This window comes from Pseudomonas sp. NY8896 (genome assembly GCF_039634505.1).
This window is the reverse complement of the sequence record NZ_CP132350.1, coordinates 4,152,273-4,178,920: the sequence shown is the minus strand read 5'-3', so window position 1 is coordinate 4,178,920 and position 26,648 is coordinate 4,152,273. Positions and strand designations below refer to the sequence as shown.

General features: G+C 63.9%; 19 protein-coding genes. 8 read left to right on the top strand and 11 right to left on the bottom strand.

Annotated elements, in window-relative coordinates:
- Positions 1-27: 27 nt before the first annotated feature.
- The 11 genes from Q9451_RS18620 to Q9451_RS18570 form a co-directional block, all read right to left on the bottom strand.
- Positions 28-1,608, bottom strand: coding sequence for an aldehyde dehydrogenase (NADP(+)) (locus Q9451_RS18620; RefSeq protein WP_012271961.1), 1,581 nt, complete (start codon positions 1,606-1,608; stop codon positions 28-30).
- A gap of 91 nt (positions 1,609-1,699) precedes the next feature.
- Entirely contained in the window at positions 1,700-3,253 is a 1,554-nt protein-coding gene (gene garD / locus Q9451_RS18615; RefSeq protein WP_012271962.1) for a galactarate dehydratase, read from the bottom strand.
- A 78-nt stretch (positions 3,254-3,331) separates the two neighbouring features.
- Complete coding sequence (locus Q9451_RS18610) at positions 3,332-4,696, bottom strand: MFS transporter (protein WP_012271963.1); 1,365 nt, start codon at positions 4,694-4,696, stop codon at positions 3,332-3,334.
- Between the two features lie 104 nt (positions 4,697-4,800).
- The gene (kdgD, locus tag Q9451_RS18605) at positions 4,801-5,712 is read right to left on the bottom strand and encodes a 5-dehydro-4-deoxyglucarate dehydratase (protein ID WP_012271964.1); all 912 of its coding nucleotides are present in this window, start codon (positions 5,710-5,712) and stop codon (positions 4,801-4,803) included.
- A gap of 338 nt (positions 5,713-6,050) precedes the next feature.
- Positions 6,051-6,860, bottom strand: a complete 810-nt coding sequence (locus Q9451_RS18600; RefSeq protein ID WP_012271965.1) for a type 1 glutamine amidotransferase — start codon at positions 6,858-6,860, stop codon at positions 6,051-6,053.
- Between the two features lie 458 nt (positions 6,861-7,318).
- On the bottom strand, positions 7,319-8,101 hold the full coding sequence (locus Q9451_RS18595) for an amino acid ABC transporter ATP-binding protein (protein WP_012271966.1): 783 nt from the start codon (positions 8,099-8,101) through the stop codon (positions 7,319-7,321).
- 22 nt (positions 8,102-8,123) lie between these two features.
- Positions 8,124-9,368, bottom strand: coding sequence for an FAD-binding oxidoreductase (locus Q9451_RS18590; RefSeq protein WP_012271967.1), 1,245 nt, complete (start codon positions 9,366-9,368; stop codon positions 8,124-8,126).
- 16 nt (positions 9,369-9,384) lie between these two features.
- Positions 9,385-10,095, bottom strand: coding sequence for an ABC transporter permease subunit (locus Q9451_RS18585; RefSeq protein ID WP_012271968.1), 711 nt, complete (start codon positions 10,093-10,095; stop codon positions 9,385-9,387).
- Positions 10,092-10,811: an ABC transporter permease subunit gene (locus Q9451_RS18580; RefSeq protein WP_012271969.1), complete on the bottom strand. Its 720-nt coding sequence runs from the start codon at positions 10,809-10,811 to the stop codon at positions 10,092-10,094. The genes Q9451_RS18585 and Q9451_RS18580 overlap by 4 nt, the downstream gene beginning before the upstream one ends.
- A 173-nt stretch (positions 10,812-10,984) precedes the next feature.
- Positions 10,985-11,737 (bottom strand): transporter substrate-binding domain-containing protein, encoded by a 753-nt coding sequence (locus Q9451_RS18575; RefSeq protein WP_012271970.1) that lies wholly within the window; start codon positions 11,735-11,737, stop codon positions 10,985-10,987.
- 22 nt (positions 11,738-11,759) lie between these two features.
- Positions 11,760-12,632: a MurR/RpiR family transcriptional regulator gene (locus Q9451_RS18570; protein WP_012271971.1), complete on the bottom strand. Its 873-nt coding sequence runs from the start codon at positions 12,630-12,632 to the stop codon at positions 11,760-11,762.
- A gap of 141 nt (positions 12,633-12,773) precedes the next feature.
- On the opposite strand from Q9451_RS18570, the gene Q9451_RS18565 reads away from it, so the two are divergent.
- The 8 genes from Q9451_RS18565 to Q9451_RS18530 all read left to right on the top strand — a co-directional run bounded on the left by Q9451_RS18565 (position 12,774) and on the right by Q9451_RS18530 (position 26,585).
- Positions 12,774-13,799: an Ldh family oxidoreductase gene (locus Q9451_RS18565; RefSeq protein ID WP_012271972.1), complete on the top strand. Its 1,026-nt coding sequence runs from the start codon at positions 12,774-12,776 to the stop codon at positions 13,797-13,799.
- A gap of 129 nt (positions 13,800-13,928) precedes the next feature.
- Positions 13,929-15,125, top strand: a complete 1,197-nt coding sequence (locus Q9451_RS18560) for an amino acid aminotransferase (RefSeq protein ID WP_012271973.1) — start codon at positions 13,929-13,931, stop codon at positions 15,123-15,125.
- Positions 15,126-15,421: 296 nt separating this feature from the next.
- The gene (locus Q9451_RS18555) at positions 15,422-16,702 is read left to right on the top strand and encodes a serine/threonine transporter (protein WP_012271974.1); all 1,281 of its coding nucleotides are present in this window, start codon (positions 15,422-15,424) and stop codon (positions 16,700-16,702) included.
- Between the two features lie 167 nt (positions 16,703-16,869).
- Positions 16,870-17,370, top strand: a complete 501-nt coding sequence (tpx, locus tag Q9451_RS18550) for a thiol peroxidase (protein WP_012271975.1) — start codon at positions 16,870-16,872, stop codon at positions 17,368-17,370.
- A 218-nt stretch (positions 17,371-17,588) separates the two neighbouring features.
- Complete coding sequence (locus tag Q9451_RS18545; protein ID WP_012271976.1) at positions 17,589-18,899, top strand: MdtA/MuxA family multidrug efflux RND transporter periplasmic adaptor subunit; 1,311 nt, start codon at positions 17,589-17,591, stop codon at positions 18,897-18,899.
- Positions 18,896-21,994: an MdtB/MuxB family multidrug efflux RND transporter permease subunit gene (locus Q9451_RS18540; RefSeq protein ID WP_012271977.1), complete on the top strand. Its 3,099-nt coding sequence runs from the start codon at positions 18,896-18,898 to the stop codon at positions 21,992-21,994. Before Q9451_RS18545 ends, Q9451_RS18540 begins: the two co-directional genes overlap by 4 nt.
- The gene (locus Q9451_RS18535; protein WP_012271978.1) at positions 21,991-25,098 is read left to right on the top strand and encodes an efflux RND transporter permease subunit; all 3,108 of its coding nucleotides are present in this window, start codon (positions 21,991-21,993) and stop codon (positions 25,096-25,098) included. Before Q9451_RS18540 ends, Q9451_RS18535 begins: the two co-directional genes overlap by 4 nt.
- Positions 25,095-26,585: an efflux transporter outer membrane subunit gene (locus tag Q9451_RS18530; protein ID WP_012271979.1), complete on the top strand. Its 1,491-nt coding sequence runs from the start codon at positions 25,095-25,097 to the stop codon at positions 26,583-26,585. Before Q9451_RS18535 ends, Q9451_RS18530 begins: the two co-directional genes overlap by 4 nt.
- The last annotated feature ends 63 nt before the right edge of the window (positions 26,586-26,648 follow it).

Below are 26,648 nucleotides of genomic sequence, written 5' to 3'. Positions count from 1 at the left end.
CGGGGCTTTCTTGTTTCAGGCAACCCGTCAGATCACCTCCTCGCTCCATTGCCCGTTCACCAGCCGACGCAGCCCCAGCGGGTTGCCATCGCGCAGTGCTTCGGGCAGCAACGCCTGCGGATAGTTCTGGTAGCACACCGGGCGCAGGAAGCGGTCGATGGCCAAGGTGCCGACCGAGGTGCCACGCGCATCCGAGGTCGCAGGGTAAGGCCCGCCGTGAACCATGGCATCACACACTTCGACACCGGTCGGGTAGCCATTGATCAGGATCCGCCCGACTTTCTCCTCCAGCAGTGGCACCAACCACGCGTAGGCCTCGAAATCTTCCGCTTCGCCGATCAGGGTAGCGGTCAACTGGCCACGCAGGCCGAGCAGGGCGGCGCGCAGTTGTTCGTCGTCCTGCACTGCTACGGCCACGGTGGTGGGGCCGAACACTTCTTCCTGCAGCAGCGGGTCAGACTGGACCAGCAGGCCTGCATCGGCCTTGAACAGCTGGGCGCGGGCCTGGCTGCCTTCCTGCTTCTGGCCGGCCAGGTGCTGGATACCACTATGGGCATGCAGGTGCTCCAGGCCGCCAACGTAGCTGCGCAGGCCTCCCGCGTTGAGCATGGTTTGCCCGGCCTGTTGGTCCAGATGCTGGCCAAGGTCGGCCAGTAACTGGTTGTACTGCGGCGACTGCAGCCCGATCACCAGGCCCGGGTTGGTGCAGAACTGCCCGGCACCCATGCACACAGAGCCGGCCAGTTCGCGAGCAATGGCCTCGCCACGCTTGGCCAGGGCGCCCGGCAGGATGATGACCGGGTTGATGCTGGACATCTCGGCGAACACCGGGATTGGCTGCGGGCGCTCGGCGGCCATGCGGCACAGAGCGTCACCGCCTTTCAGCGAGCCGGTGAAGCCAACGGCCTGGATGGCTGGGTGCTTGACCAGCCACTCGCCCACGCCGCCTCCGAATACCATGTTGAACACGCCTTTGGGCATGCCGGTACGTTCGGCGGCGCGCACGATGGCGCAAGCAACCAGGTCGGCGGTGGCCATGTGGCCGCTGTGTGCCTTGAACACCACCGGGCAGCCGGCGGCCAGGGCTGCGGCGGTATCACCGCCAGCGGTGGAGAAGGCCAGCGGGAAGTTGCTGGCGCCAAACACAGCGACCGGGCCGACACCGATGCGCATCTGGCGCAGGTCTACGCGTGGCAGGGGTTGGCGTGCGGGCAGTGCCAGGTCGATGCGCGCGCCGAGGAAGTCGCCGCGACGCAGTACCTGGGCGAACAGGCGCATCTGCCCACTGGTGCGGCCGCGCTCGCCCTGGATACGGGCGGCGGGCAGGGCTGTTTCGCGGCAGACGATGGCGACGAAGGCATCGTCCAGTTCGTCCAGTTCGGCGGCGATGGCGTCGAGAAACTCGGCACGACGTGCCGGGGCCAGTTGGCGGAATTCGGCGAAGGCGGCGGCGGCGGCGCTGGCGGCCTGGTCCACTTCGGCCTCGGTAGCTTGGGCGAAGCTGAAGGGCAGGGCTTCGCCAGTGCTGGCGTCCAGGCTCTGCAGGCGCTGAGAACCAGCGGCACTGCGCTGACCGGCGATGAAGTTGTGGCCGAGGATTTCAGGCATGGGGTGCTCCTGTAGGTTGAAAGAAAATCTGGCGGGTTGTCGCATGACCTGTGGGAGCGGGCATGCCCGCTCCCACAGCATGCCCTCGGCATCAGGTAATCGGTGCCGGGTTGAACAGGGTGATGTCGTTGTGTAGCCGGTGCTGCTCGGCCCAGGTCTGCTTGCGGCCGCTGGCCACGTCCAGGTAGTAGTGGAACAGTTCCCAGCCCAGCTCTTCGATGGTCGAACGGCCTGTGGCGATGCGCCCGGCGTCGATATCGATCAGGTCGGGCCAACGCTGGGCCAGTTCGGTGCGCGTGCACACCTTGACCACGGGTGCCATGGCCAGCCCGTAAGGGGTGCCTCGGCCTGTGGTGAACACATGCAGGTTCATGCCGGCGGCCAGTTGCAAAGTGCCGCAGACGAAGTCGCTGGCCGGGGTGGCGCAGAAGATCAGGCCCTTGCGCGTTACCCGCTCGCCTGGGCCAAGCACGCCCTGGATAGCGCCGCTGCCCGACTTGACGATCGACCCCAGGGATTTCTCGACGATATTGGACAGGCCACCTTTCTTGTTGCCCGGCGTCGTGTTGGCACTGCGGTCGGCGGCCCCTTGCTGCAGGTAGCGGTCGTACCAGTCCATTTCGCGCACCAGGGCATCGGCAACGTCTTGGTTTTGCGCGCGCGAGGTCAGCATGTAGATGGCGTCTCGTACCTCGGTCACTTCCGAGAACAGCACCGTAGCACCGGCACGTACCAGCAAGTCTGCGGCGTAGCCCAGCGCAGGGTTGGCGGTGATGCCCGAGAAGGCATCGCTGCCACCGCACTGCATGCCGAGGATCAACTCGCTGGCCGGTACGGTTTCGCGGCGGCGCTGGTCGAGCTTCTTGAGGCGGGTTTCGGCCAGCTCCATGATTTGCTCGATCATTTCCACAAAGCCCAGGCTGGCGTCCTGCAGGCGGTACAACCATGGCTCGCTGAGGTCTACCGACGGGTCGTTGTCGTGCATCACCTGGCCGGCCTGCAGCTTTTCGCAGCCGAGGCTGATGACCAATGCCTCGCCACCCAGGTTGGGGTTGCGGGCCAGGTTGCGCACGGTGCGGATCGGGATGTAGGCGTCGCGAGCGTTGATGGCCACGCCGCAGCCGTAGCTGTGGGTGATGGCTACCACGTCATCGACGTTGGGGTACTTGGGCAGCAGTTCGCTGCGAATGCGCTTGACCGCATGCTCCAGCACGCCGGTCACACACTGCACGGTGGTGGTGATGCCGAGGATGTTGCGGGTGCCAACGGTGCCGTCGGCATTGCGGTAGCCTTCGAACGTGAAGCCTTCGAGTGGCGGCAGCGGTTGTGGGACGGCGTCGCAGCGCGGCAAGCTGTCCAGTTCCGGGGCGGCCGGCATGGCCAGTTGGCTTTCCTGCACCCAACTGCCCTGGCGTAGGTCTTCCAGCGCGTAGCCGATGATTTGCCCGTAGCGGCGCACGGGCTCGCCTTTGGCGATGGCCTTGGTTGCGACCTTGTGGCTTTGTGGCACGCCTTCGACCAAGGTCAGGCCGTCGGCGAAGTGGGCGCCTTCGCCCAGGCCGCCGTCGTTGACCACCACCACGACGTTATCGTCGTCGTGCAGGCGGACGTAGCGCGGCGAGTCGGAATGTTCGATCAACTGCATGTTTGGGCCCTACTTGTCAGGTTCTCAGGCTTTTTGTACATCTGCCCGCACCGGTTGCCCCGGGGCGGGCGTGTTCACTCAGTGGCGCGAGCTGGCCAGTTCGCCATTGGCGGCAGGCTCAGCCTGTGGCTTTGGGGCGTCGTCGCGCAGTTCGATACGCTTGATCGGGCCGACGATCACCAGGTAGCTGAACACCGCCACCAGCGCGTTGGCGCCCACGTACACCAGCGCCCATTTGAACGAGCCGGTGGCGCTGATGATGTAGCCGATCACGATAGGGGTGGTGATCGAGGCGATGTTGCCGAAGGTGTTGAACAGGCCACCGGACAGCCCGGCGATCTGTTTCGGCGAGGTGTCTGCCACCACCGCCCAACCCAGCGCGCCAATGCCTTTGCCGAAGAACGCCAGGGTCATGAAGCCAACCACCATCCACTCGGCATCGACGTAGTTGCAGAACACCATGGTGGTCGACAGCAGCAGGCCGCAGACAATTGGCAGTTTGCGCGAGAAGGTCAGCGAGTTGCCACGGCGCAGCAGCCAGTCGGAGATCACGCCACCCAGCACGCCCCCAATGAAACCGCAGACCGCCGGCAGCGAGGCGATGAAGCCGGCCTTGAGAATGGTCATGCCACGTTCCTGCACCAGGTACACGGGGAACCAGGTAAGGAAGAAGTAGGTGATGGCGTTGATGCAATACTGGCCCAGGTACACGCCCAGCAGCATGCGGCTGGTCAGCAGTTGCTTGATGTAGCCCCATTTCGGGCCGTCGTTGCCGCGCTTCTGGTCCATGTCCACCAGGCCGCCGTTCTGCTCGATGTGCTCAAGCTCGCTTTGGCTGATGCGTGGGTGTTGGCGCGGGTTGTGGATGGTTTTCAGCCACACCATGGAGAACACGATGCCCAGTGCACCCATGACGACAAACACGTGCTCCCAGCCGAAGCTGAACACGATCCAGCCCATTATCGGGGCGAACAGCGCCGTGGCGAAGTACTGCGCCGAGTTGAAGATGGCTGAGGCAGTGCCGCGCTCCTGAGTCGGAAACCAGGCGGCGACGATGCGAGCGTTGCCCGGGAACGACGGGGCTTCGGCGAAGCCAACCAGAAAGCGCAAGGTGAAGAGGGTGACAACCGCCCAGGCAACCGGCAGGCCACCGGCAAACCCCTGCAACAGGGTGAACAGCGACCAGGTGAAGATGCTGAAGGCGTAGACGTTCTTGGAGCCGAAGCGATCGAGCAGCCAGCCACCAGGAATCTGGCCAGCCACGTAAGCCCATCCGAAGGCGGAGAAGATATAACCGAGGGTTACGGCGTCAATGCCGAGGTCTTTCTGCAGGCTGGAGCCTGCGATGGCGATGGTAGCGCGGTCGGCATAGTTGATCGTGGTCACCAGAAAAAGCATGAACAGGATCAGGTAGCGCACATGCGTCTTTTTAGTCGCTTGCATGCTGGCAATACTCCCACTAGTTATTTTTGTGCGGGCTCACGAATTGTAACCGGAGTGGGGCTGGCCCACTCCGGGCGCGGCATCTGGCAGGCCGCGGGCAGGGCTTACTGCGGGCCCATCTTGTCCATCAGCGCGGCGAGCATCTCGTACTCTTCTGCGGTGAGGTCGGTCAGTGGGGTGCGCACGGGGCCTGCGTCGTAACCGGCAATTTTGGCGCCGGCCTTGACGATGCTCACGGCGTAGCCGGCTTTGCGGTTGCGAATGTCCAGGTACGGCAGGAAGAAATCGTCGATCAGCTTGGCCACGGCAGCGTGGTCGTCACGGGCGATGGCGCTGTAGAAGTCCATGGCGGTCTTCGGCACGAAGTTGAACACCGCGGAGGAGTACACCGGCACGCCCAGGGCCTTGTAGGCAGCAGCATACACTTCGGCGGTCGGCAGGCCACCCAGGTAGCTGAAACGTTCGCCCAGGCGGCGACGGATCGACACCATCAGCTCGATATCACCCAGGCCATCCTTGTAGCCGATCAGGTTCGGGCAGCGCTCGGCCAGTTTTTCCAGCAGGTCGGCGTTCAGGCGGCAGACGTTGCGGTTGTACACCACCACGCCGATGTTCACCGATTTGCACACCGCTTCTACGTGTGCGGCTACGCCGTCCTGGCTGGCTTCGGTCAGGTAATGCGGCAGCAGCAACAGGCCCTTGGCACCCAGGCGCTCGGCTTCTTGTGCGTATTCGATGGCCTGACGGGTGGACCCACCAACACCCGCGAGGATAGGAACCGAGGTGGCGCAGGTATCGACGGCGGTCTTGATCACCTGGCTGTACTCGCTGGCGGCCAAGGAGAAGAACTCACCGGTGCCGCCAGCGGCGAACAGGGCGCTGGCGCCATACGGGGCCAGCCACTCCAGGCGCTTGATGTAGCCAGCCGGGTTGAAGTCGCCCTGGGCGTTGAAGTCGGTGACCGGGAAAGACAGCAGGCCGTGGGAGAGGATGGATTTAAGTTCTTGTGGATTCATTGTTGTTGGCATCCTGTGGCGCTTGGGTGAAGGGTGTTGTTCTGCGTTAGAGGTAAGTTATCGTACAACTTAAGCGATGGCTAGCCCTCCTTGCAGAAAAATTTGTGTGCGCCGGTCTGGGGGTGGCGGCGCTCGATCTCGCAGGCGCTAAAAATGACACGGCGACCGCATGTTGGTCATCGTATCTCTTAGGTGGGGAGGGGTAAAAAACGATCGCGGAGACAGGTACAAGCCCGCCGCCCGATTCCACGGGAAGTGTTCTGGGACCAGCAGAGGGTGACCGGGGAAACGGGGGCGACCTTGCGCCGCCCCGCGATCAAAGCAGAGGAAACTGAATGTCAGGCAGCGTGCTGGCGCTTGACCTGCGCCTTGCGTACCTGGGCTCGGCAGGCATCGCCGAAAGCCTGGAAGATCTTGATCGAATCAGGGTTCTTCGCCGCTTGCCATTCTGGGTGCCACTGTACGGCGAACAGGAACGGCGAAATGCTCGGCGCGTGAATCGCTTCAACCAGGCCATCTTCAGCATGGGCGATAGCTTCGATACCGGCGCCGAGCTTGTGCAGGCCCTGGCCATGCAGCGAGTTGACGCGAATCTCGTCGGTACCCAGGGTGTCACGCAGCCAGCTGCCCGGCTGGATCTTCACCCCATGTACCTGGGCGTACTGCACTTCAACCGGGTCTTCCGGGTTTTCCCGGTGGTCATTGAAGCCAGGCTCGGCGTAGACCTTCTGGTAGATGTCGCCACCCAGGGCCACGTTGATTTCCTGCATGCCACGGCAAATGCCGAAGATTGGCAGGCCACGCTTGATCGCCGCCTTGACCAGTGGGATGTCGAACAGGTCGCGGTTCTGGTCCTGACCCTTGCCTGGGGTTTCATTTTTCTGGCCATACAGGGCCGGGTCGATGTTGCTGCCAGCGCCCGTCAGGTACACGCCGTCGGCCATGTCCAGGTAGGTCTCGAGGTCCTCAATGCCGCAGCAGGTGGGCACCAGTACCGGGACGCAATCGGAAAACTCGACCAGCGGGGTGATGTATTTGTGGGTCATGACCTGATAGTCATGGCCTTTGCGCTCTTGGCTGCCCATGGTCATCAGGACGACGGGTTTGCGCAGGGAAGGTTGCTTGTTGCCAATGTTGCTGTTGGACATATGTCACCTTGGGACAGGTTCAACCTGTCGTTGTTGTGCAGGCGCACGGCGCGGGGCTCTGGGTGCTGCCTGTAGCCCCGAGCACTGCCGGCTCGTCAGAGGCGACGATTCCGGTCGGGGCATGTAGATAGCTTGCCAGAGCCGTTCGATATGTCAAACGACGGAAGAGGGCTTTAATGCGGGGGATGCGCCGGTTTTTGGGGGCTGAAATCGATGCGGGCCTGTGGTGGCGTGGGTTTGGCGGGGGCGTTGGTCAATAATATTTAACGATGCAGTTGGGTCTTTGCAGCGGTGCAATGAGCAAGGCGCTCGAGGCAAGCGCGGTCCTTGTAGGAGCGGCCTTGTGTCGCGAAAGGGCCGCAAAGCGGCCCCGGATTTCAGCACTGATGCACATTGCTGGGGCTGCTGCGCAGCCCTTTTGCGACGCAAGGCCGCTCCCACACGCATCAGACCGCCATTCAGTGCAGTATCTGCGCCAGAAACGCCTTGGCCCGCTCGGTGCGCGGCTGGTTGAAGAACACCTGCGGCGGGCTGTCTTCGATGATCTGCCCACCCTCAAGGAACAGCACGCGCTCGGCTACCTGCCGGGCAAAGCCCATTTCGTGGGTGACGCAAAGCATGGTCATGCCCGTGCCGGCCAACTGCACCAGCACATCCAGCACCTCGGCGACCATTTCCGGGTCCAGCGCCGAAGTAGGCTCGTCGAACAGCATGATCCGTGGCTTCATGCACAGCGCCCGGGCGATGGCCACGCGCTGCTGCTGGCCACCGGACAACTGGCTGGGGTACTTGTGCGCCTGGCTTTCGATGCCGACCTTGCTCAGGTACATGCGTGCCCGCTCCTCGGCGTCCTTGCGTGACAGCCCGCGCACGCTGGTGGGGGCCAGCAGGCAGTTGTCGAGCACGCTCATGTGTGGAAACAAGTTGAAATGCTGGAACACCATGCCGATGTCGCTGCGCACCTGCGCGGCCTCGCGCGTGGTGGCTGACAGGTCGATGCCATCCACCTGGATGCTGCCCTGCTGGGCAATCTCCAGGCGGTTGATGCAGCGGATCAGGGTCGACTTGCCCGAGCCGGAGGGCCCGCACAGTACGATGCGTTCGCCTTCGCGCACCTGCAGGTCAATGTCACGCAGCACGTGGAAGGCGCCGTAATGCTTGTTCAGGCCTTCGATACGGATCAGCACCGGGCGCGGGTCGGGTTCGGGGGCAACGGTGGCAAGGCTCAGTGGTGCGGTCATGTTGTTTTTCTCCCGCGTGGGTTCAGTCGAAACGGGTCGCGCTGTAGGGCGCGGGGTCGGTGAAGGGGCGCTCGCCAGTGAGCAGTTCGGCCAATAGCCGGCCGCTGACCGGGCCCAGGGTGAGGCCGTGGTGGGCGTGGCCAAAGTTGAACCACAGCCCCGGGTGGCGCGGTGCCGGGCCGATCACCGGGCGCATGTCGGGCAGGCAAGGGCGACGGCCCAGCCATGGGGTGTCGTCCAGCCGCTCGCCGAGGGCCGGGAACAGCTTGCGCGCCAAGGCTTCGCAACGGCCCAGCTGGATCTGGTTGCCAGGCGCCCCGGCTGCGTCGAACTCGATGCCGGTGGTCAGGCGTACACCGCGCGCCATCGGCGCCAGCACGTAGCCGCCCTGGGTATCGCAGATCGAGTGCTCCAACTGTGCGCCGTCGCGGGTGCTGTAGTGCATGTGGTAGCCACGTTTGATCGCCAGCGGAATCTGATAGCCCAGGCCGCTGAACAGGTCCGCCGACTGCGGGCCGAGGCAGGCCACCACCTCGTCGGCGGTAACCGGGCCACGACGGCTTTCTACCCGCCACTGGCCGTTGGCTTGGCGCAGGCTGCGCGCATCGCCATGCAGGAACTGCCCGCCGCGCTGCAGGAACAGCGCGGCATAGCCACGGGTGAGGGCGCCGGGGTTGTTCACGGTCTTTGGGTCGAGCCAATGAATGCCACCGACCACGGTGGCGTCCAACTGGTGCTCGCGTGCCTGCAGTTGCCCGCATTCGAGTATCTCGAACTGCAAGCCGTAGCGGCTCAGGCCCTTGGCGTCAGTTTTGGCCTGCTCGAACAGCGCAGGGTCGCGGAACACTTCGATCCAGCCTTTGGCCTGCACCAGCCCTTCAAGGCCGGCCGCTTCGATCAGCGCGTCGTGTTCTTCGACGCAGCGTTGTACCAGCGGCAGCATATCGGCGGCGGCCCCGGCCAGGCGGCCGGGCGCCGACTGGCGCCAGTAGCGCCACAGCCACGGTGCGACCTTGGGCAGGTGCGCCAGGCTGTAGCGCACATCGGGCTGGCGGTTCAGGCCATAGCGCAGCAGCGCGCCCAGTTGCCGGGGGAAGGCGTAGGGGATGACGCTGGAGCGCTCGATCAGCCCGGCGTTGCCGTGGCTGGTGCCGCTGCCCGGTTCGTCGCGGTCGATCAGAATCACCTGGCGCCCGCGGGCCTGCAGGTGCAGGGCGGTGCTGACGCCGACGATACCGGCGCCGAGGACAAGGGTCTGGCAATGCATGGAACGTATCCTTCGGTCAGTTCAGGTGGCGGCCCAAGCGGCCTTCCAAGTGTTTCAGCAGGCGCCTTACCAGCTCGACGATCACCAGGTAGAGCACGGCCGCCCACAGGTAGATCTGGAAGTCGAAACTGCGCGAGAAGGCCAGTTTGGTCACGCCCATCAGGTCGTAGATGGTCACCAGCGAGGCAATCGCGCTGGCCTTGATCATCAGGATCAGTTCGTTGCCCAGTGGGCCGATGGCCACGAGCAGCGACTGCGGCAAGATCACCTTGAAGAAGGTGGTCGAGCGTTTCAGGTTCAGCGCCCGTGCCGCCTCATGCTGGCCGGGCGCAACGGCCATCAGGCTGCCGCGGAAGATCTCGGCTTGATAGGCGGCGGTGTTCAGGGTGAACGCCAGCAAGGTGCAGAACCACGCCTCGCGGAAGAACCACCACAGGCCGACGTCCTGCCAGAAGCCCTTGAGCGAGCCCAGCCCGTAATACAGCAGGAACAGCTGCGCCAGCAGTGGCGAGCCGCGGAAGAAGTACACGTAACCGGCGGCCATGCGCTGCAGCACCAGGCTGCGCGACATGCGTGCCAGGGCCAGCAGCAGGCCGAGCACGGCGCCCAGGGTGAAGGAAATGGCCACCAGTTTGGCAGTTACCAGCAAACCGTCGAGAAAGCGTGGGCCGTAGCGCTCCAGCAGGTCGGGGTCGAGTACCAGCGCCAGCAGTTGATCGAGGCTCATGCGCGTGCTCCTAGCAGGTGGCGGTTGCTACGCCGTTCGATGTAGGCGAACACGCGCCCGGACAGTGCCGCGAACAGCAGGTAACCCAGGCAGGCGACGCCGTAGAAGAACATCGGCTCCTTGGTCACGCTGACCGCCAGGTTGGTCTGGCGCATCAGGTCGACCAGTGAGATGGTCGACACCAGCGAGGTGTCCTTGAGCAGCGACAGCCAATTGTTGGAAAGGCCGGGCAGGGCGATGCGGGTCAGTTGTGGCAGCAGCACCTTGAAGAACCCGGTGCGCTTGCTCAGGCCCAAGGCCGAGCAGGCTTCCAGCTGGCCCTTGGGCAGGGTCTTGAAGGCCGCCAGCCAGATCTCGCTGGAAAACGCGGCAAATACCAGGCTGAAGGCAATCATCGCGGCGAGGAAGGTGTTGATCAGGAATTCACCCTCGTAGCCCATGGCGGCGAGGATCTTCTGCGCGGCGATCTGGCAGCCGTAATAGATGATCAGCAAGGTCAGCAGCTCGGGCAGGCCGCGAAACACGGTTGAAAAGGTAGTGGCCCAGGCCCGTGGCAGGCGCTTGCGCGAGCGCGCCGCCAGGGCGACCACCAGGCCCAGTGGCAGGCCGATGGGCAGGCAGGCCAGGGCCAGGGAAACGGTAACCAGCGCGCCGGCCAGCAACGCCTGGCCCCAGCCTCCGCTGGCGAAGGACAGCAAGGACAATTGATCGAGCATGACGAACCCCTAAGATGGGCAACGCGGTCTCTTTGTAGGAGCGGCCTTGTGTCGCGATAGGGGTGCGTAGCGCCCCCACATTTTCAGCTTCGCTGCGAAGAACGCCGGGGCCGCTTTGCGGCCCTATCGCGACACAAGGCCGCTCCTACAGGGATTGCGCAGTTTCCTGAAGATCAGTTGTAGATATCGAAAGCAAAGTACTTGCTGGCGATCTTCTGGTAGGTGCCGTTGGCCACGATCTGTTGTAGCGCGGTGTTCAGGCGCTGGCGCAGGGCTTCGTCGTCCTTGCGCACGGCAATGGCGGCATCGGCCTTGGTGTCGGCCACATCGCCGAGGATCTTGCAGCAGTCCCCGCCGTTCTTGCTCATCCACTCGTGCAGCGGGAATTTGTCGGCAATCACGCCGTCCAGGCGGCCTGCGGCAAGGTCCGCGTTGGCCTCGTCCATGGTTGGGTACAGCTTCACATCGGCACCGGCCTTGCCATACACGTCTTCGGCGTAGATGGCCTGGGTGGAGGACGACTGGGCGCCGACGGTGTAGCCGACAAAGTCGGTCTGGGCGCTGTCGATCTTGCTGTCCTTGGCCACCGCAACGGTCAGTGGCGTGCGGTAGTAGTGGTCGGTGAACGCGATTTTCTTGCGCCGCTCTTCGGTGTCGATCATTGACGCCACCACTGCGTCGTACTTGCGTGCCATCAGGGCGGGGATGATGCCTTCCCAGTCCTGGGCCACCAGCGTGCATTCCACTTTCATCTGTTCGCACAGGGCATGGGTGATGTCGATATCGAAGCCATGCAGCTTGTTATCGGCGTCTACATAGTTGAAGGGCGGGTAGGCACCCTCCGTGGCGAAACGCAGGGTTTCGGCACTGGCGGCACCCGCCAGCAGCAGGGCGCACGCACCCACCAAGGCCATGGACTTGTTCATCTCGCACCTCATTGCACTCTTGCTATTGTTGTTTGCCCGTCGACCACGAGGTGTAGCCGACGAATTCGTTATGTAGAGCGGCAGTCGCTTCCAAGCGTTTTTCAACATCCGGCCCGAGCTTCTTGCAGACCTCGTTGACCATCAGGTGCACCCACGACAGCATCGTCGAGGTGGATTCCCAGAACAGATTGAACTCGGTGGGGATGCGGAACACCTCGTCGGCATTGGCATCGGCCCAGTCACAGAAGGTGTCGGTCACCAGGGTGACCGCAATGCCAGCCTCGCGTGCCTTCTGGCACAGCATCAGGGCGTGGCGGGAATAGCGGCGCGCCTCGAACACCACCAGGGCGCTGTCTTCGGCGCGGCCCAGCAGCACTTCGCCGAAGTGCCCAGCGCTGATGTCGACCAGCTGCACACCATCGCGCAGGTATTGCAGCAAGTGGCTCATGCACATGGCGATGCCACGCTCGGTCTGGAAACCGGCGATGAACACCCTGGGCTTGCTCGCCAGGCGTTGCGCCACGGTGTGCCAGGCCGTGCTCTGGCGGTATTCGTGCACGCGCACCAAGGCGGCGATTTCCAGCTCCAGGCTGCCGGCGTTGTCGCTGGCGTCCTGGTTCTGGCGGTAATCTTGCAGGCGATCACCCACCAGCCATGGGCCATCGCCAAGATCGTTCTGCAGGTCTTGCTTAAGCGCCTTGAGGTGGGCATAACCCAATGAGCGGCAGAACCGCCCGACGCTCGATTCGCTGACGCCCAGCTTGGCGGCAATGCTGGCTGAAGTCTGGAACGGCAGTTCGTGCAGGTTGGCGAGCATGTAGGTGGCGATCTTGCGACCCGAGGCAGCGGCCCCTTCGAGGCTGTTTTCCAGGCGTTGCTTGATCGGTTGGCTCATGCTGCGGCTCCAGGGGTAAGGCTTGGGAAGAAAATGAATGTTTTCTGTCATCAAGTCAACATTTGACAGATTGCTGTCACATGCAGGAAAGTTTTTGTCGTTGCAACGCTGTAGCCAATCCAAAACAACAAGGAGCTTCAGATGTCCGCACCCTCCACCAGCACCATTGTGCGCGTGCCCTTTTCCGAGCTGCAGGGCCTGCTGCAGGCCATCTTCCAGCGCCATGGTTGCAGCGAGGCCGTGGCTCGGGTGCTGGCCCACAACTGCGCCAGCGCCCAGCGTGATGGCGCTCATAGCCATGGGGTGTTCCGCATGCCCGGTTATGTTTCGACCCTGGCCAGCGGTTGGGTCGATGGCCAGGCCACACCCAAGGTCAGCGACGTGGCTGCTGGTTATGTGCGTGTCGATGCCGCGGGTGGTTTTGCCCAGCCGGCACTGGCGGCGGCCCGAGAACTGTTGGTGGCCAAGGCGCGCAACGCCGGCATCGCCGTGCTGGCAATCCACAACTCGCACCACTTCGCCGCGCTGTGGCCGGATGTAGAGCCGTTCGCCGAAGAGGGCCTGGTTGCCCTCAGCGTGGTCAACAGCATGACCTGCGTGGTGCCACATGGCGCGCGCAAGCCACTGTTCGGCACCAACCCCATCGCTTTTGCCGCGCCTTGCGCCGAACATGACCCGATCGTCTTCGACATGGCCACCAGCGCCATGGCCCATGGCGACGTGCAGATTGCTGCGCGGGCTGGCCAGCAGCTACCTGAAGGCATGGGCGTGGATGCCAATGGCGAACCGACCACCGAGCCCAAGGCGATTCTGGAAGGCGGCGCTTTGCTGCCGTTTGGCGGGCACAAGGGCTCGGCGCTTTCGATGATGGTCGAGTTGCTGGCGGCGGCGTTGACCGGCGGGCACTTCTCCTGGGAGTTCGACTGGTCGGGGCACCCGGGGGCGAAGACGCCGTGGACCGGGCAACTGATCATCCTCATCGACCCCAGCAAGGCCGAAGGCGAGCGGTTTGCCCAGCGCAGCCGTGAACTGGTGGAGCAGATGCAGGCCGTAGGGCTGACGCGCATGCCGGGCGAGCGGCGTTACCGCGAGCGGGAGGTGGCCGAGGAGGAAGGGGTGGCGGTGACCGAGCAGGAGTTGCAGGGCCTGAAAGAGCTGCTTGGCTGACCCCTGCACCGTCGGGCCATGCAATGTTGCATAGACAACCTTGCACAATAGTGGATGTTCCTGAGCCTGCACTCCGGGTATGCTCAGGTCTGCCTTTTCGAACTGTCCTGATCCAAGGAGCTGCACGCTGTGTTCAAACATGTCGATGCCTATGCCGGCGACCCGATCCTCTCGTTGATGGAAACCTTCAAGGCCGACCCGCGCGCCGACAAGGTCAACCTGAGTATTGGCCTGTACTACGATGAGGCCGGCGTGGTGCCGCAACTGGCGGCTGTGGATGCGGTGGAAAAACGCATGGCCGGCCAGGACCACGAAGCCTCCCTGTACCTGCCGATGGAAGGCCTGGCCAGCTACCGCCAGGCGATCCAGGCGCTGCTGTTCGGTGCTGATCACCCCGCCGTGACGGGCGGTCGCGTGGCTACCGTGCAGACCGTGGGCGGCTCCGGTGCCCTTAAAGTTGGTGCCGACTTCCTCAAGCGCTACTTCCCGCAGTCCGAAGTCTGGGTCAGCAACCCGACCTGGGACAACCACCGCGCCATCTTCGAAGGCGCAGGCTTCAAGGTGCACTCCTACCCGTACTTCGACCAGGCCACCCGTGGCGTGGACTTCGACGGCATGCTGGCCACCCTGCAGACCCTGCCGGCCAACAGCGTGGTCCTGCTGCACCCGTGCTGCCACAACCCTACCGGCGCCGACCTGGAACAGCACCAGTGGCAGCAAGTGGTCGAAGTGGTCAAGGCGCGCCAGCTGATCCCGTTCCTCGACATCGCCTACCAAGGCTTCGCCGAAGGCCTGGTGGAAGACGCCTACGCCATCCGCGAAATGGCCCGTGCCGGCGTGCCGTGCCTGGTCAGCAACTCGTTCTCGAAAATCTTCTCGCTGTACGGCGAGCGGGTAGGCGGCCTGTCGGTGGTGTGCGATGACGACGCCACTGCCCAGAGCGTACTTGGCCAGTTGAAGGCCACCGTGCGCCGCAACTACTCCAGCCCGCCCAACTTCGGCGCCCAGCTGGTGGCTGGCGTGCTCAGCGATGCAGGCCTGAATGCCCAGTGGGCCGAAGAAGTCGAAGTGATGCGCAAGCGGATCCTCGACATGCGCCAGGCGCTGGTCGATGCCCTGGCCGTGCTGCTGCCAGGCCAGGACTTCCAGTTCTTCCTGCGCCAGCGCGGCATGTTCAGCTACACCGGCTTCAGCGTCGAGCAGGTGCGTCGCCTGCGTGACGAGTTCGGTGTGTACCTGATCGACAGCGGCCGCGTGTGCATGTCCGGCCTGCGCCCGGCCAACCTGCAGCGGGTTGCCGAAGCGTTCGCCGCCGTTCAGAAGTAATCCTCCAGGGGCCCAGCGCGGCCCCTGCATTCGCAGCTTCGCAGCGAGTAATGCCAGGGCCGCTTTGCGGCCCTTTCGCGGCGCAACGCCGCCCCCACAGGTCATTGCTGCAACCCGCGTTTTCAGCCAGCTGCACCTCACTTGTAAAGACAAGTGCAACCGCCCCTCGGAAAAGGGCTTCGCAAGTGCAACCTTTCCGTGCACAATCGCGCCCCTCTTTTCCGGTTGAGTTGGGCGAAGGCACTGTTTCGCCATTCTCAGCCTGTTGCAGTCTTGCGAGTGGAGCTTCACCCGGAATGAATGAGCAGGCCCCAAGCGTTGAACAACGCTTTGCAGAATCGACCCCCGCCACCCTTGGCAGCTGGGCGCGTCACGACACCACCTGGATGCTGGGCCTGTTCGGCACAGCCATTGGCGCCGGAACCCTGTTCCTGCCGATCAACGCCGGCCTTGGCGGCTTCTGGCCGCTGCTGATCCTGGCCATCCTGGCCTTCCCGATGACGTACTTTGCCCACCGTGGGTTGACCCGATTCGTCCTGTCGGGGCGCAACGGTGGCGACATTACCGAAGTGGTCAAGGAGCACTTCGGCAGCACCGCCGGTGCCTCGATCACCGTGCTGTACTTCTTCGCCATCTTCCCCATCCTGCTTATCTATAGCGTGGCGCTGACCAACACCGTGTCCAGCTTCATGGAGCACCAGTTGCACATGCAGCCGCCGCCGCGGGCCATCCTGTCGTTCGTGCTGATCCTCGGCCTGCTGGCCATCGTGCGCTGTGGCGAGCAGGCCACGGTCAAGGTCATGAGCCTGCTGGTGTACCCGTTCATCGTCGCCCTGGCGTTGCTGGGCCTGTACCTGGTGCCGCACTGGACGGGTGGCATCCTCGACAGCGCTACCCAGGTGCCACCGGCCTCGGCCTTCCTGCACACCCTGTGGCTGGCCATTCCGGTGATGGTGTTCTCGTTCAACCACTCGCCGATCATCTCGGCCTTTGCCGTTGACCAGAAGCGCCGCTACGGCGAGCACGCCGATGAGCGCAGCGGCCAGATCCTGCGCCGTGCCCACCTGCTGATGGTGGTGATGGTGCTGTTCTTCGTGTTCAGCTGCGTGCTCACCCTGAGCAGCGCCCAGCTGGCCGAAGCCAAGGCACAGAACCTGTCGATCCTGTCGTACCTGGCCAACCATTTCAGCAACCCGACCATCGCGTTCGCTGCGCCGTTGATCGCCTTCGTGGCCATTGCCAAGTCGTTCCTGGGCCATTACATCGGTGCCAGCGAAGGCCTGAAGGGCATCATCGCCAAGACCGGCGCGCGCCCGGGTGCCAAAACCCTGGACCGCGTAGTTGCCGCGCTGATGCTGGTGGTGTGCTGGATCGTCGCCACCCTCAACCCGAGCATCCTGCGCATGATCGAATCGCTCGGCGGTCCGATCCTTGCGGTGCTGCTGTTCCTGATGCCGATGTACGCCATCCGCCGTGTACCGTCGATGCGCAAGTACAGCGGTGCAGCCTCCAACGTATTCGTTGTGGTGGTCGGCCTGGTTGCGTTGACCTCGGTGGTGTACGGCCTGCTCGGCTGATTCGCTGCCAGAAATAAAAAATGCCCGGGGCGCTTGTCGCAACCTGGGCATTTTTTTGTCCACAAGAATTGTCCGGCAATAGAACAATTTCACCTGCCCCCATAGGCACCCGGCCGCCTTCATGCTTAACTCAGTGTCCTTTTCAAACCCCGTATAAGGATTTCGTCATGGCTCAAGTGACTCTCAAAGGCAACCCGGTTCAGGTCAAAGGCGAACTGCCGAAAGTCGGCGCCCAGGCTCCGGCCTTCTCCCTGGTCGGTGAAGGCCTGGCTGACAAGTCGCTGAAGGACTACGCCGGCAAGCGCAAGGTGCTGAACATCTTCCCGAGCGTCGACACCCCAACCTGCGCCACCTCCGTGCGCAAGTTCAACGCCCAGGCCAATGATGTAGCCAACACCGTGGTACTGTGCATTTCCGCCGACCTGCCGTTCGCCCAGGCCCGCTTCTGCGGCGCAGAAGGCCTGGAAAACGTGAAGAACCTGTCGACCCTGCGTGGCCGCGAGTTCCTCGAGAACTACGGCGTCGCCATCGCCGACGGCCCACTGGCCGGCCTGGCCGCCCGCGCCGTGGTGGTGCTGGACGAGAGCGACAAGGTGCTGCACAGCGAGCTGGTTGGTGAAATTGCCGACGAGCCGAACTACGATGCAGCGCTGGCTGTACTGAAGTAAAGGTTGTGGGGTAGGGCGGGCATCTGCAGCCCACCGTCGCCCCAAGCAACACCCTGTAACGGCCCGGAACGCGTTCCGGGCCGTTTTCATTTAAAATTCCGCGTCTTGGCAACGTCAGGCAAAGGTAAACCTCTGGTAAAGGCCCTTTGCTAAAACGATGGCAGTGCTTATCGTTCACCCTCCCGAAGTCGTCATTCCGAACAAGGTTCGTTCAACCCATGCAAGCGTCCAATTCCCGTTCCCCTCGTCGCTGGCTCGTCGGCCTGCTGATCCTGCTGCTGGTGGCTGCACTGGCCTGGTGGCTTTGGCCTGCAGCAACGCCCGCGCACAAAGAAGCCAGCGGCGGCGGGCGCGGCGGCAAGGGCATGGGCATGATGGGGGGGCGGCCAGGCTTCGGCGGCTCCAGCGACCCGGTGCCGGTGCGCGTCGAACCGGTACGGGTGGGTGATTTTCCGCTGTACTACAAGGCCCTGGGCACCGTCACTGCGACCAACACAGTGAACGTCCGCAGCCGGGTGGCAGGCGAACTGGTGAAAATCCACTTCAAGGAAGGCCAGCAGGTCAAGGCCGGCGACCTGCTCGCCGAAATCGACCCGCGCTCGTACCGCATCGCCCTGCAGCAGGCCGAAGGCACCCTGGCGCAGAACCAGGCACAGTTGAAGAACGCCCAGGTCGACCTGGCCCGCTATAAAGGCCTGTACGCCGAAGACAGTATCGCCAAGCAAACCCTCGACACCGCCGAAGCACAAGTGGCGCAGTTTCAGGGGCTGGTCAAGACCAATCAGGCACAGGTCAACGATGCTCGCCTGAACCTCGACTTCACTCAAATTCGTTCGCCAATCAACGGCCGTGTAGGCCTGCGCCAACTCGACCTGGGCAACCTGGTGGCGGCCAACGACGCCACCGCACTGGTGGTGATCACCCAGACCGAGCCGATCAGCGTCGCCTTCACCCTGCCGGAAACCGAGCTGAGCACCGTGCTGGAGCGCTACCGCAGTGGCGCGAGCCTGCCGGTCGAGGCCTGGGACCGCAGTGACAGCAAGCTGCAGTCCACTGGTGTGCTGGGCAGCATCGACAACCAGATCGACACCACCACCGGCACCCTGAAGTTCAAGGGCCGCTTCGAGAACAAGGACCTGGCCCTGTTCCCCAACCAGTTCGTCAACGTGCGCCTGCTGGCCGACACACTCAAGCAGGTGGTCATGGCCCCGGCTGCGGCCATCCAGTTTGGCAACGACGGCACCTTTGCCTATGTGGTCAACGCCGAAAGCACCGTGAACGTGCGCAAGCTCAAGGTTGGCGCCAGCGACGGCGAGAACAGCGTCATTCTCGAAGGCCTCAAGGCGGGCGACCGCCTGGTGCTTGAAGGCACTGACCGCCTGCGCGAAGGCACCAAGGTGGAAGTGGTAGAAGACAGCTCGCAAGTGCCGACCACGCCCGGCCAGCACCTGCAAGGCCAGGAAGCCAAGGGCTCGGCGCACACAGGTGAAGCACAGCCCGGTAACGCAGCAGGCAAGGCGGGCGCATGAACCTCTCGCGTCTGTTCATCCTGCGGCCGGTCGCCACCACGCTGAGCATGCTGGCCATTGTCCTGGCCGGCCTGATCGCCTACAAGCTGCTGCCGGTGTCCGCATTGCCGCAGGTGGACTACCCGACCATCCGCGTGATGACCCTGTACCCTGGCGCCAGCCCGCAGGTCATGACCAGCGCCGTCACCGCGCCACTGGAGCGCCAGTTCGGCCAGATGCCGGGCCTGGAGCAGATGGCCTCGACCAGCTCCGGTGGCGCGTCGGTGCTGACCCTGCGCTTCAACCTCGACATGAACATGGACGTTGCCGAGCAACAGGTGCAGGCCGCGATCAACGCCGCCAGCAACCTGCTGCCCAGCGACTTGCCGGCACCGCCGGTGTACAACAAGGTCAACCCGGCCGACACCCCGGTGCTGACCTTGGCCATCTCCAGCAAGACCATGCCGCTGCCCAAGCTCAACGACCTGGTCGATACCCGCGTGGCGCAAAAGCTCGCGCAGATCAGCGGCGTGGGCATGGTCAGCATTGCCGGCGGCCAGCGCCAGGCGGTGCGGATCAAGGTCAACGTCGACGCTCTGGCGGCCAACGGCCTGAACCTGGACGACGTGCGTACCCTGATCGGCGCTTCCAACGTCAACCAGCCCAAAGGCAACTTCGACGGCCCGACACGGGTGTCGATGCTCGATGCCAACGACCAACTGCGTTCCCCCGAGGAATACGCCAACCTGATTCTGGCCTACAACAATGGCGCTCCGCTGCGCCTGAAAGACGTAGCCGAAATCGTCGACGGCGCCGAAAACGAACGCCTGGCCGCCTGGGCCAACGAAAACCACGCGGTGCTGCTGAACATCCAGCGTCAGCCGGGCGCCAACGTGATCGAAGTGGTCGACCGCATCAAGGACCTGCTGCCGTCGATCACCGACAACCTGCCGGCTGGCCTCGATGTCTCGGTGCTGACCGACCGCACCCAGACCATCCGCGCCGCGGTCAAGGACGTGCAACACGAACTGCTGATCGCCATCGTGCTGGTGGTGATGGTCACCTTCGTCTTCCTGCGCCGCTTCAGCGCCACCCTCATTCCATCGATTGCCGTGCCACTGTCGCTGATTGGCACCTTCGGGGTGATGTACCTGGCCGGTTTCTCGGTCAACAACCTGACGCTGATGGCCCTGACCATTGCCACAGGCTTCGTGGTCGATGATGCCATCGTCATGCTGGAGAACATCTCCCGGCACATCGAAGAGGGCGAGACCCCCATGCAGGCGGCGCTCAAGGGCGCCCGGCAGATCGGCTTCACCCTGATTTCGCTGACCTTCTCGCTGATCGCCGTACTGATCCCGCTGCTGTTCATGGCTGACGTGGTCGGCCGCTTGTTCCGCGAGTTCGCCATCACCCTGGCGGTGGCCATCCTGATTTCCCTGGTGGTGTCGCTGACCCTGACGCCGATGATGTGCGCGCGCCTGCTCAAGCGTGAGCCCAAGGAAGAGGAACAAAGCCGTTTCTACCGCGCCAGCGGTGCCTGGATCGACTGGCTGATCAAGCACTACGGCAGTGCCCTGCAGTGGGTGCTGAAGCACCAACCGCTGACCCTGCTGGTGGCAGTGGCCAGCCTGGCGCTGACGGTATTCTTGTACATGGTGGTGCCCAAAGGCTTCTTCCCGGTGCAGGACACCGGGGTGATCCAGGGTATCTCCGAAGCGCCGCAGTCCACCTCGTTCGCCGCCATGAGCGAGCGCCAGCAGGCGCTGAGCAAGGTGATCCTGCAAGACCCTGCGGTGCAAAGCCTGTCGTCCTACATCGGTGTCGACGGCGACAACGCCACGCTCAACAGCGGCCGCCTGCTGATCAACCTCAAGCCCCACGGCGAGCGCGATGTCACCGCCAGCCAAGTGATCAGCCGCCTGCAGCCGCAAGTCGACCGGCTGGTGGGCATCCGTCTGTTCATGCAGCCGGTACAGGACCTGAGCATCGAGGACCGGGTCAGCCGTACCCAGTACCAGTTCAGTCTGTCGTCGCCGGACGCCGACCTGCTGGCGCAGTGGAGCGGCAAGCTGGTGCAGGCGCTGCAGCAGCGCCCGGAACTGGCCGACGTGGCCAGCGATCTGCAGGACAAGGGCCTGCAGGTGTACCTGGTGATCGACCGTGACATGGCCAGCCGCCTGGGCATTACCGTGTCACAAATCACCAACGCCCTGTACGACGCCTTCGGCCAGCGGCAGATCTCCACCATCTACACCCAGGCCAGCCAGTACCGCGTGGTGCTGCAGTCGCAGGATGCCGCCGTGATTGGCCCGCAGGCGCTGGAGTCAATCCACGTCAAGGCCACCGATGGCGGCCAGGTGCGCCTGTCGGCGCTGGCGCGCATCGAGCAGCGTCAGGCGCAGCTGGCCATTTCCCACATCGGCCAGTTCCCGGCGGTGATCCTGTCGTTCAACCTGGGGCACGGTGCATCGCTGGGCGAGGCGGTGCAGGTGATCGAGCAGGTGCAGAAGGACATCGGCATGCCGCTGGGCGTGCAAACCCGCTTCCAGGGCGCGGCCGAGGCTTTCCAGGCATCGCTGTCGAGTACCTTGCTGCTGATTCTGGCAGCGGTGGTGACCATGTACATCGTGCTGGGCGTGCTGTACGAGAGCTACATCCACCCGGTGACCATCCTCTCGACCTTGCCATCGGCAGCGGTGGGGGCCTTGCTGGCCTTGCTCATCAGCGGCAACGACCTGGGCATGATTGCCATCATCGGCATCATCCTGCTGATCGGCATCGTCAAGAAGAACGCGATCATGATGATCGACTTCGCCCTGGAGGCTGAGCGCCACCAGGGCATGAGCCCGCGCGATGCCATCTACCAGGCGGCGCTGCTGCGCTTCCGGCCGATCCTGATGACCACCCTGGCCGCGCTGTTCGGTGCGGTGCCGCTGATGCTCGCCACCGGTTCCGGTGCCGAACTGCGCCAGCCGCTGGGCCTGGTGATGGTCGGTGGGCTGCTGGTCAGCCAGGTGCTGACGCTGTTCACCACCCCGGTCATCTACCTGTACTTCGACCGCCTGGCCCGCCGCTGGCGCCCGGCCACTGACGTGAAGCAGGCCGAGGCATGAACCTGTCTGGTCCGTTCATCCGTCGCCCGGTGGCGACCATGCTGTTGAGCCTGGCGATCATGCTGCTGGGTGGGGTCAGCTTTGGCTTGCTGCCGGTGGCGCCGCTGCCGCAAATGGACTTCCCGGTAATCGTGGTGTCGGCCAACCTGTCCGGCGCCAGCCCCGAGGTCATGGCCTCCACCGTGGCCACGCCGCTGGAGCGCAAGCTGGGGAGTATTGCCGGCGTCACCACGCTCACCAGCAGCTCCAACCAAGGCTCCACGCGTGTGGTGATCGGCTTCGAGATGGGCCGCGACATCGACGGCGCGGCACGTGAGGTGCAGGCAGCGATCAACGCCACCCGCAACCTGCTGCCCAGCGGCATGCGCAGCATGCCCACCTACAAGAAGATCAACCCGTCACAAGCGCCGATCATGGTGTTGTCGCTGACCTCGGATGTGCTGCAGAAGGGCCAGCTGTACGACCTGGCCGACACCATCCTGTCGCAGAGCCTGGCCCAGGTGTCGGGGGTAGGGGAGGTGCAGATCGGTGGCAGTTCGTTGCCGGCCGTGCGCATTGCCGTCGAGCCGCAATTGCTCAACCAGTACAACCTGTCGCTGGACGAGGTGCGCACGGCGGTGTCCAACGCCAACCAGCGCCGGCCCATGGGCTTTGTCGAGGACGCCGAGCGCAACTGGCAGGTGCGTGCCAACGACCAGCTGGAAAGCGCCAAGGACTATGAGCCGGTGGTGATCCGCCAGCAGAACGGCACCATCCTGCGGCTGTCCGACGTGGCGACCATCACCGACGGCGTCGAGAACCGCTACAACAGTGGCTTCTTCAATGACCAGGCAGCGGTGCTGCTGGTGGTCAACCGTCAGACCGGCGCCAACATCATCGAAACGGTCGACCAGATCAAGGCGCAGTTGCCGGCCTTGCAGTCGTTGCTGCCAGCCAGCGTGCAACTGAACGTGGCCATGGATCGCTCGCCTGTGATCAAGGCCACGCTGAAAGAGGCCGAGCACACCTTGCTGATCGCCGTGGTGCTGGTGATCCTGGTGGTCTACTTGTTCCTCGGCAGCCTGCGCGCCTCGCTGATCCCCAGCCTGGCGGTGCCGGTATCGCTGGTGGGCACGTTCGCGGTCATGTACCTGTGCGGCTTTTCGCTCAACAACCTGTCGCTGATGGCGCTGATCCTCGCCACCGGGCTGGTGGTGGACGACGCCATCGTGGTGCTGGAGAACATTTCCAGGCACATCGAGGACGGCCAGCCGCCGATGAAGGCGGCCTTCCTGGGCGCCAAGGAAGTGGGCTTCACCTTGCTGTCGATGAACGTGTCGCTGGTGGCGGTGTTTGTCTCCATCCTGTTCATGGGGGGCATTGTGCGCAACCTGTTCCAGGAGTTTTCCATTACCCTGGCGGCGGCGATCATCGTCTCGCTGGTGGTGTCGTTGACCCTCACACCGATGCTTTGCGCTCGTTGGCTCAAGCCGCACCAGGCCGAGCAGACCCGCCTGCAGCGGTGGAGCGACAAGCTGCATCAACGCATGGTCAATGCCTATGACCGCAGCCTGGGCTGGGCCATTCGCCACAAGCGCCTGACCCTGCTCAGCCTGCTGGCCACCATCGGCATCAACATCGCCCTGTACGTGGTGGTGCCCAAGACGCTGATGCCGCAGCAGGACACCGGCCAACTGATGGGCTTTATCCGCGGCGACGATGGTCTGTCGTTCAGCGTGATGCAGCCGAAGATGGAAATCTACCGTCGCGCCTTGCTTGCCGACCCGGCCGTGCAGAGCGTTGCCGGGTTCATCGGTGGCAACAGCGGCACCAACAACGCCATGGTGCTGGTGCGCCTGAAACCGATCAGCGAGCGCAAGATCGATGCGCAGAAGGTGATCGAGCGCCTGCGCAAGGAAATGCCCAAAGTGCCCGGAGGGCGTCTGTTCCTGATGGCCGACCAGGACTTGCAACTGGGGGGCGGGGGGCGTGACCAAACCTCGTCGCAGTACCTGTATACCCTGCAAAGCGGTGACCTGGCGGCATTGCGCCAGTGGTTCCCCAAGGTGGTCGCGGCGCTGCGTGCGCTACCGGAGCTGACCGCCATCGACGCCCGCGATGGTGCCGGTACCCAACAGGTGACGCTGGTGGTCGACCGTGACCAGGCCAAGCGCCTGGGCATCGACATGGACATGGTCACCACGGTACTGAACAACGCTTACAGCCAGCGGCAGATCTCCACTATCTACGACAGCCTCAACCAGTACCAGGTGGTGCTGGAGATCAACCCGAAATACGCCTGGGACCCAAGCACTCTCGAACAAGTGCAGGTGATTACCGCCGACGGGGCTCGCGTGCCGTTGTCGACCATCGCCCGCTACGAAAACAGCCTGGCCAACGACCGGGTCAGCCACGAAGGCCAGTTCGCCTCGGAGGATATCGCCTTCGACGTCGCCGAAGGCTACAGCCCCGACCAGGCCATGGCGGCGCTGGAGCGCGCGGTGGCCAAGCTGGGCTTGCCCGAGGAGGTGATTGCCAAGCTCGGCGGCACTGCCGATGCCTTTGCCAAGACCCAACAGGGGCAGCCCTTCATGATCCTTGGCGCACTGCTGCTGGTGTACCTGGTGCTGGGCATTCTTTATGAGAGCTACATCCACCCGCTGACCATTCTCTCGACACTGCCTTCGGCCGGCGTCGGGGCCTTGCTGGCGTTGTACGTCACCGGCGGCGAGTTCAGCCTGATCTCGCTGCTGGGGCTGTTCCTGCTGATTGGCGTGGTGAAGAAGAACGCCATTCTGATGATCGACCTGGCTTTGCAACTGGAGCGCCACCAGGGCCTGTCGCCGGAAGAGTCGATCCGCCGGGCCTGCCTGCTGCGCCTGCGGCCGATCCTGATGACCACCCTGGCAGCCATCCTCGGCGCCTTGCCGTTGCTGTTGAGCCACGCCGAAGGCGCAGAAATGCGCCAGCCGCTGGGCCTGACCATCATCGGCGGCCTGGTGTTCAGCCAGATCCTCACCCTTTATACAACGCCGGTTGTCTACCTGTACCTGGACCGCCTGCGCCACCGTTTCAACCGTTGGCGCGGCGTGCGCACCGACGCCGCCCTGGAAACCCCGCTATGACTTTTGCCCAGACCCCACTTCACCGCGCCCTGCAAGCGCTGACCCGTGGGCGTGGCTCGCGCCTGCTCGGCGCCGGGCTGTGCGTGGCCTTGCTCAGTGCCTGCACACTGAGCCCGGACTACCACCGCCCCGAGCTGAACAGCTCGGCGGCGCAGTTCAAGCACGCCGAAGGCTGGACCCAGGCCTCGCCGTCCGATGCCATCGCCCGCGGCGCCTGGTGGGAAATCTACGGCGATGCCGGGCTCAATGCGCTGGTCGAGGAGCTTAACCGCAGCAACCAGACCGTGGCGCAATCAGAAGCCCAGTACCGTCAGGCCCAGGCGCTGGTGCGCAGCAGCCGTGCGGCGCTGTTCCCCAGCCTGGACCTGAGCGCCAGCAAAAACCGCTCGGCGCAGGGTACCGGCAGCTCCAGTTCGAGCCTTTCCAACAACAGCAGTGGCATTCGCAACACCTACAACGCGCAGTTGGGCGTGAGCTGGGAAATCGACCTGTGGGGCAAGCTGCGGGAAACCATGAATGCCAACGAGGCCAGTGCCGAAGCCAGCTTCGCCGACCTCGCTTCGATCCGCCTGAGCCAGCAATCGGAGCTGGTGCAGAATTACCTGCAATTGCGCGTTATAGACGAGCAGAAACGCTTGCTGGAAGCCACCGTGGCGGCCTACGAGCGCTCGCTGCGCATGAACGAGAACCAGTACCGTGCCGGTGTCGCTGGCCCTGATGCCGTGGCCCAGGCCCGCACCCAGCTCAAAAGCACCCAGGCCGACCTGATCGACCTGATCTGGCAGCGCGCGCAGTTCGAGAACGCCATTGCCGTGCTGCTGGGCAAGGCCCCCGCCGACTTTGCCCTGGCCGACAGCAAGGCGATTCCGGCACTGCCGCAAATACCGGTTTCACTGCCTTCGCAACTGCTGGAGCGGCGCCCGGATATCGCGGCGGCCGAACGTAATGTGATGGCGGCCAACGCCAACATTGGCGTGTCGCGGGCAGCGTACTTCCCGGACCTCAGCCTGAGCATGAGTGGCGGTTATTCCAGCAGCAGCTTCAGCAACTGGATCGAGCTGCCCAACCGCTATTGGTCGGTAGGCCCGCAGCTGGCGCTGACTCTGTTCGACGCTGGCAAACGCAGCGCCGAGGTCGACCGCACGGTGGCAGTGTATGACCAGACCGTTGCGCAGTATCGCCAGACGGTGCTGGACGGCTTCAAGGAAGTGGAAAACCTGCTGGTGCAGTTGAAGGTGTATGGCGATGAAGCCGTGGTGCGCCAGGAAGCGCTGGATGCCGCCCGCGAGTCGCTGCGCCTGACCGAGAACCAGTACCGCGCCGGGCTGATCGGCTACCTGGATGTGGTCAACGTGCAGACCACGGCGCTGAGCAACGAGCGCAGTGTGTTGAACCTGCTGCAAGGGCGCCTGGTGGCCAGCGTGCAACTGGTGGCTGCGCTGGGCGGCGGCTGGGATGCCGAGCAAGCCTTTGCCGAGCAGGACTGAAGTAATCGCACGCATTTGTGGGCGCGGCCCTGTGTCGCGAAAGGGCCGCAAAGCGGCCCCAGA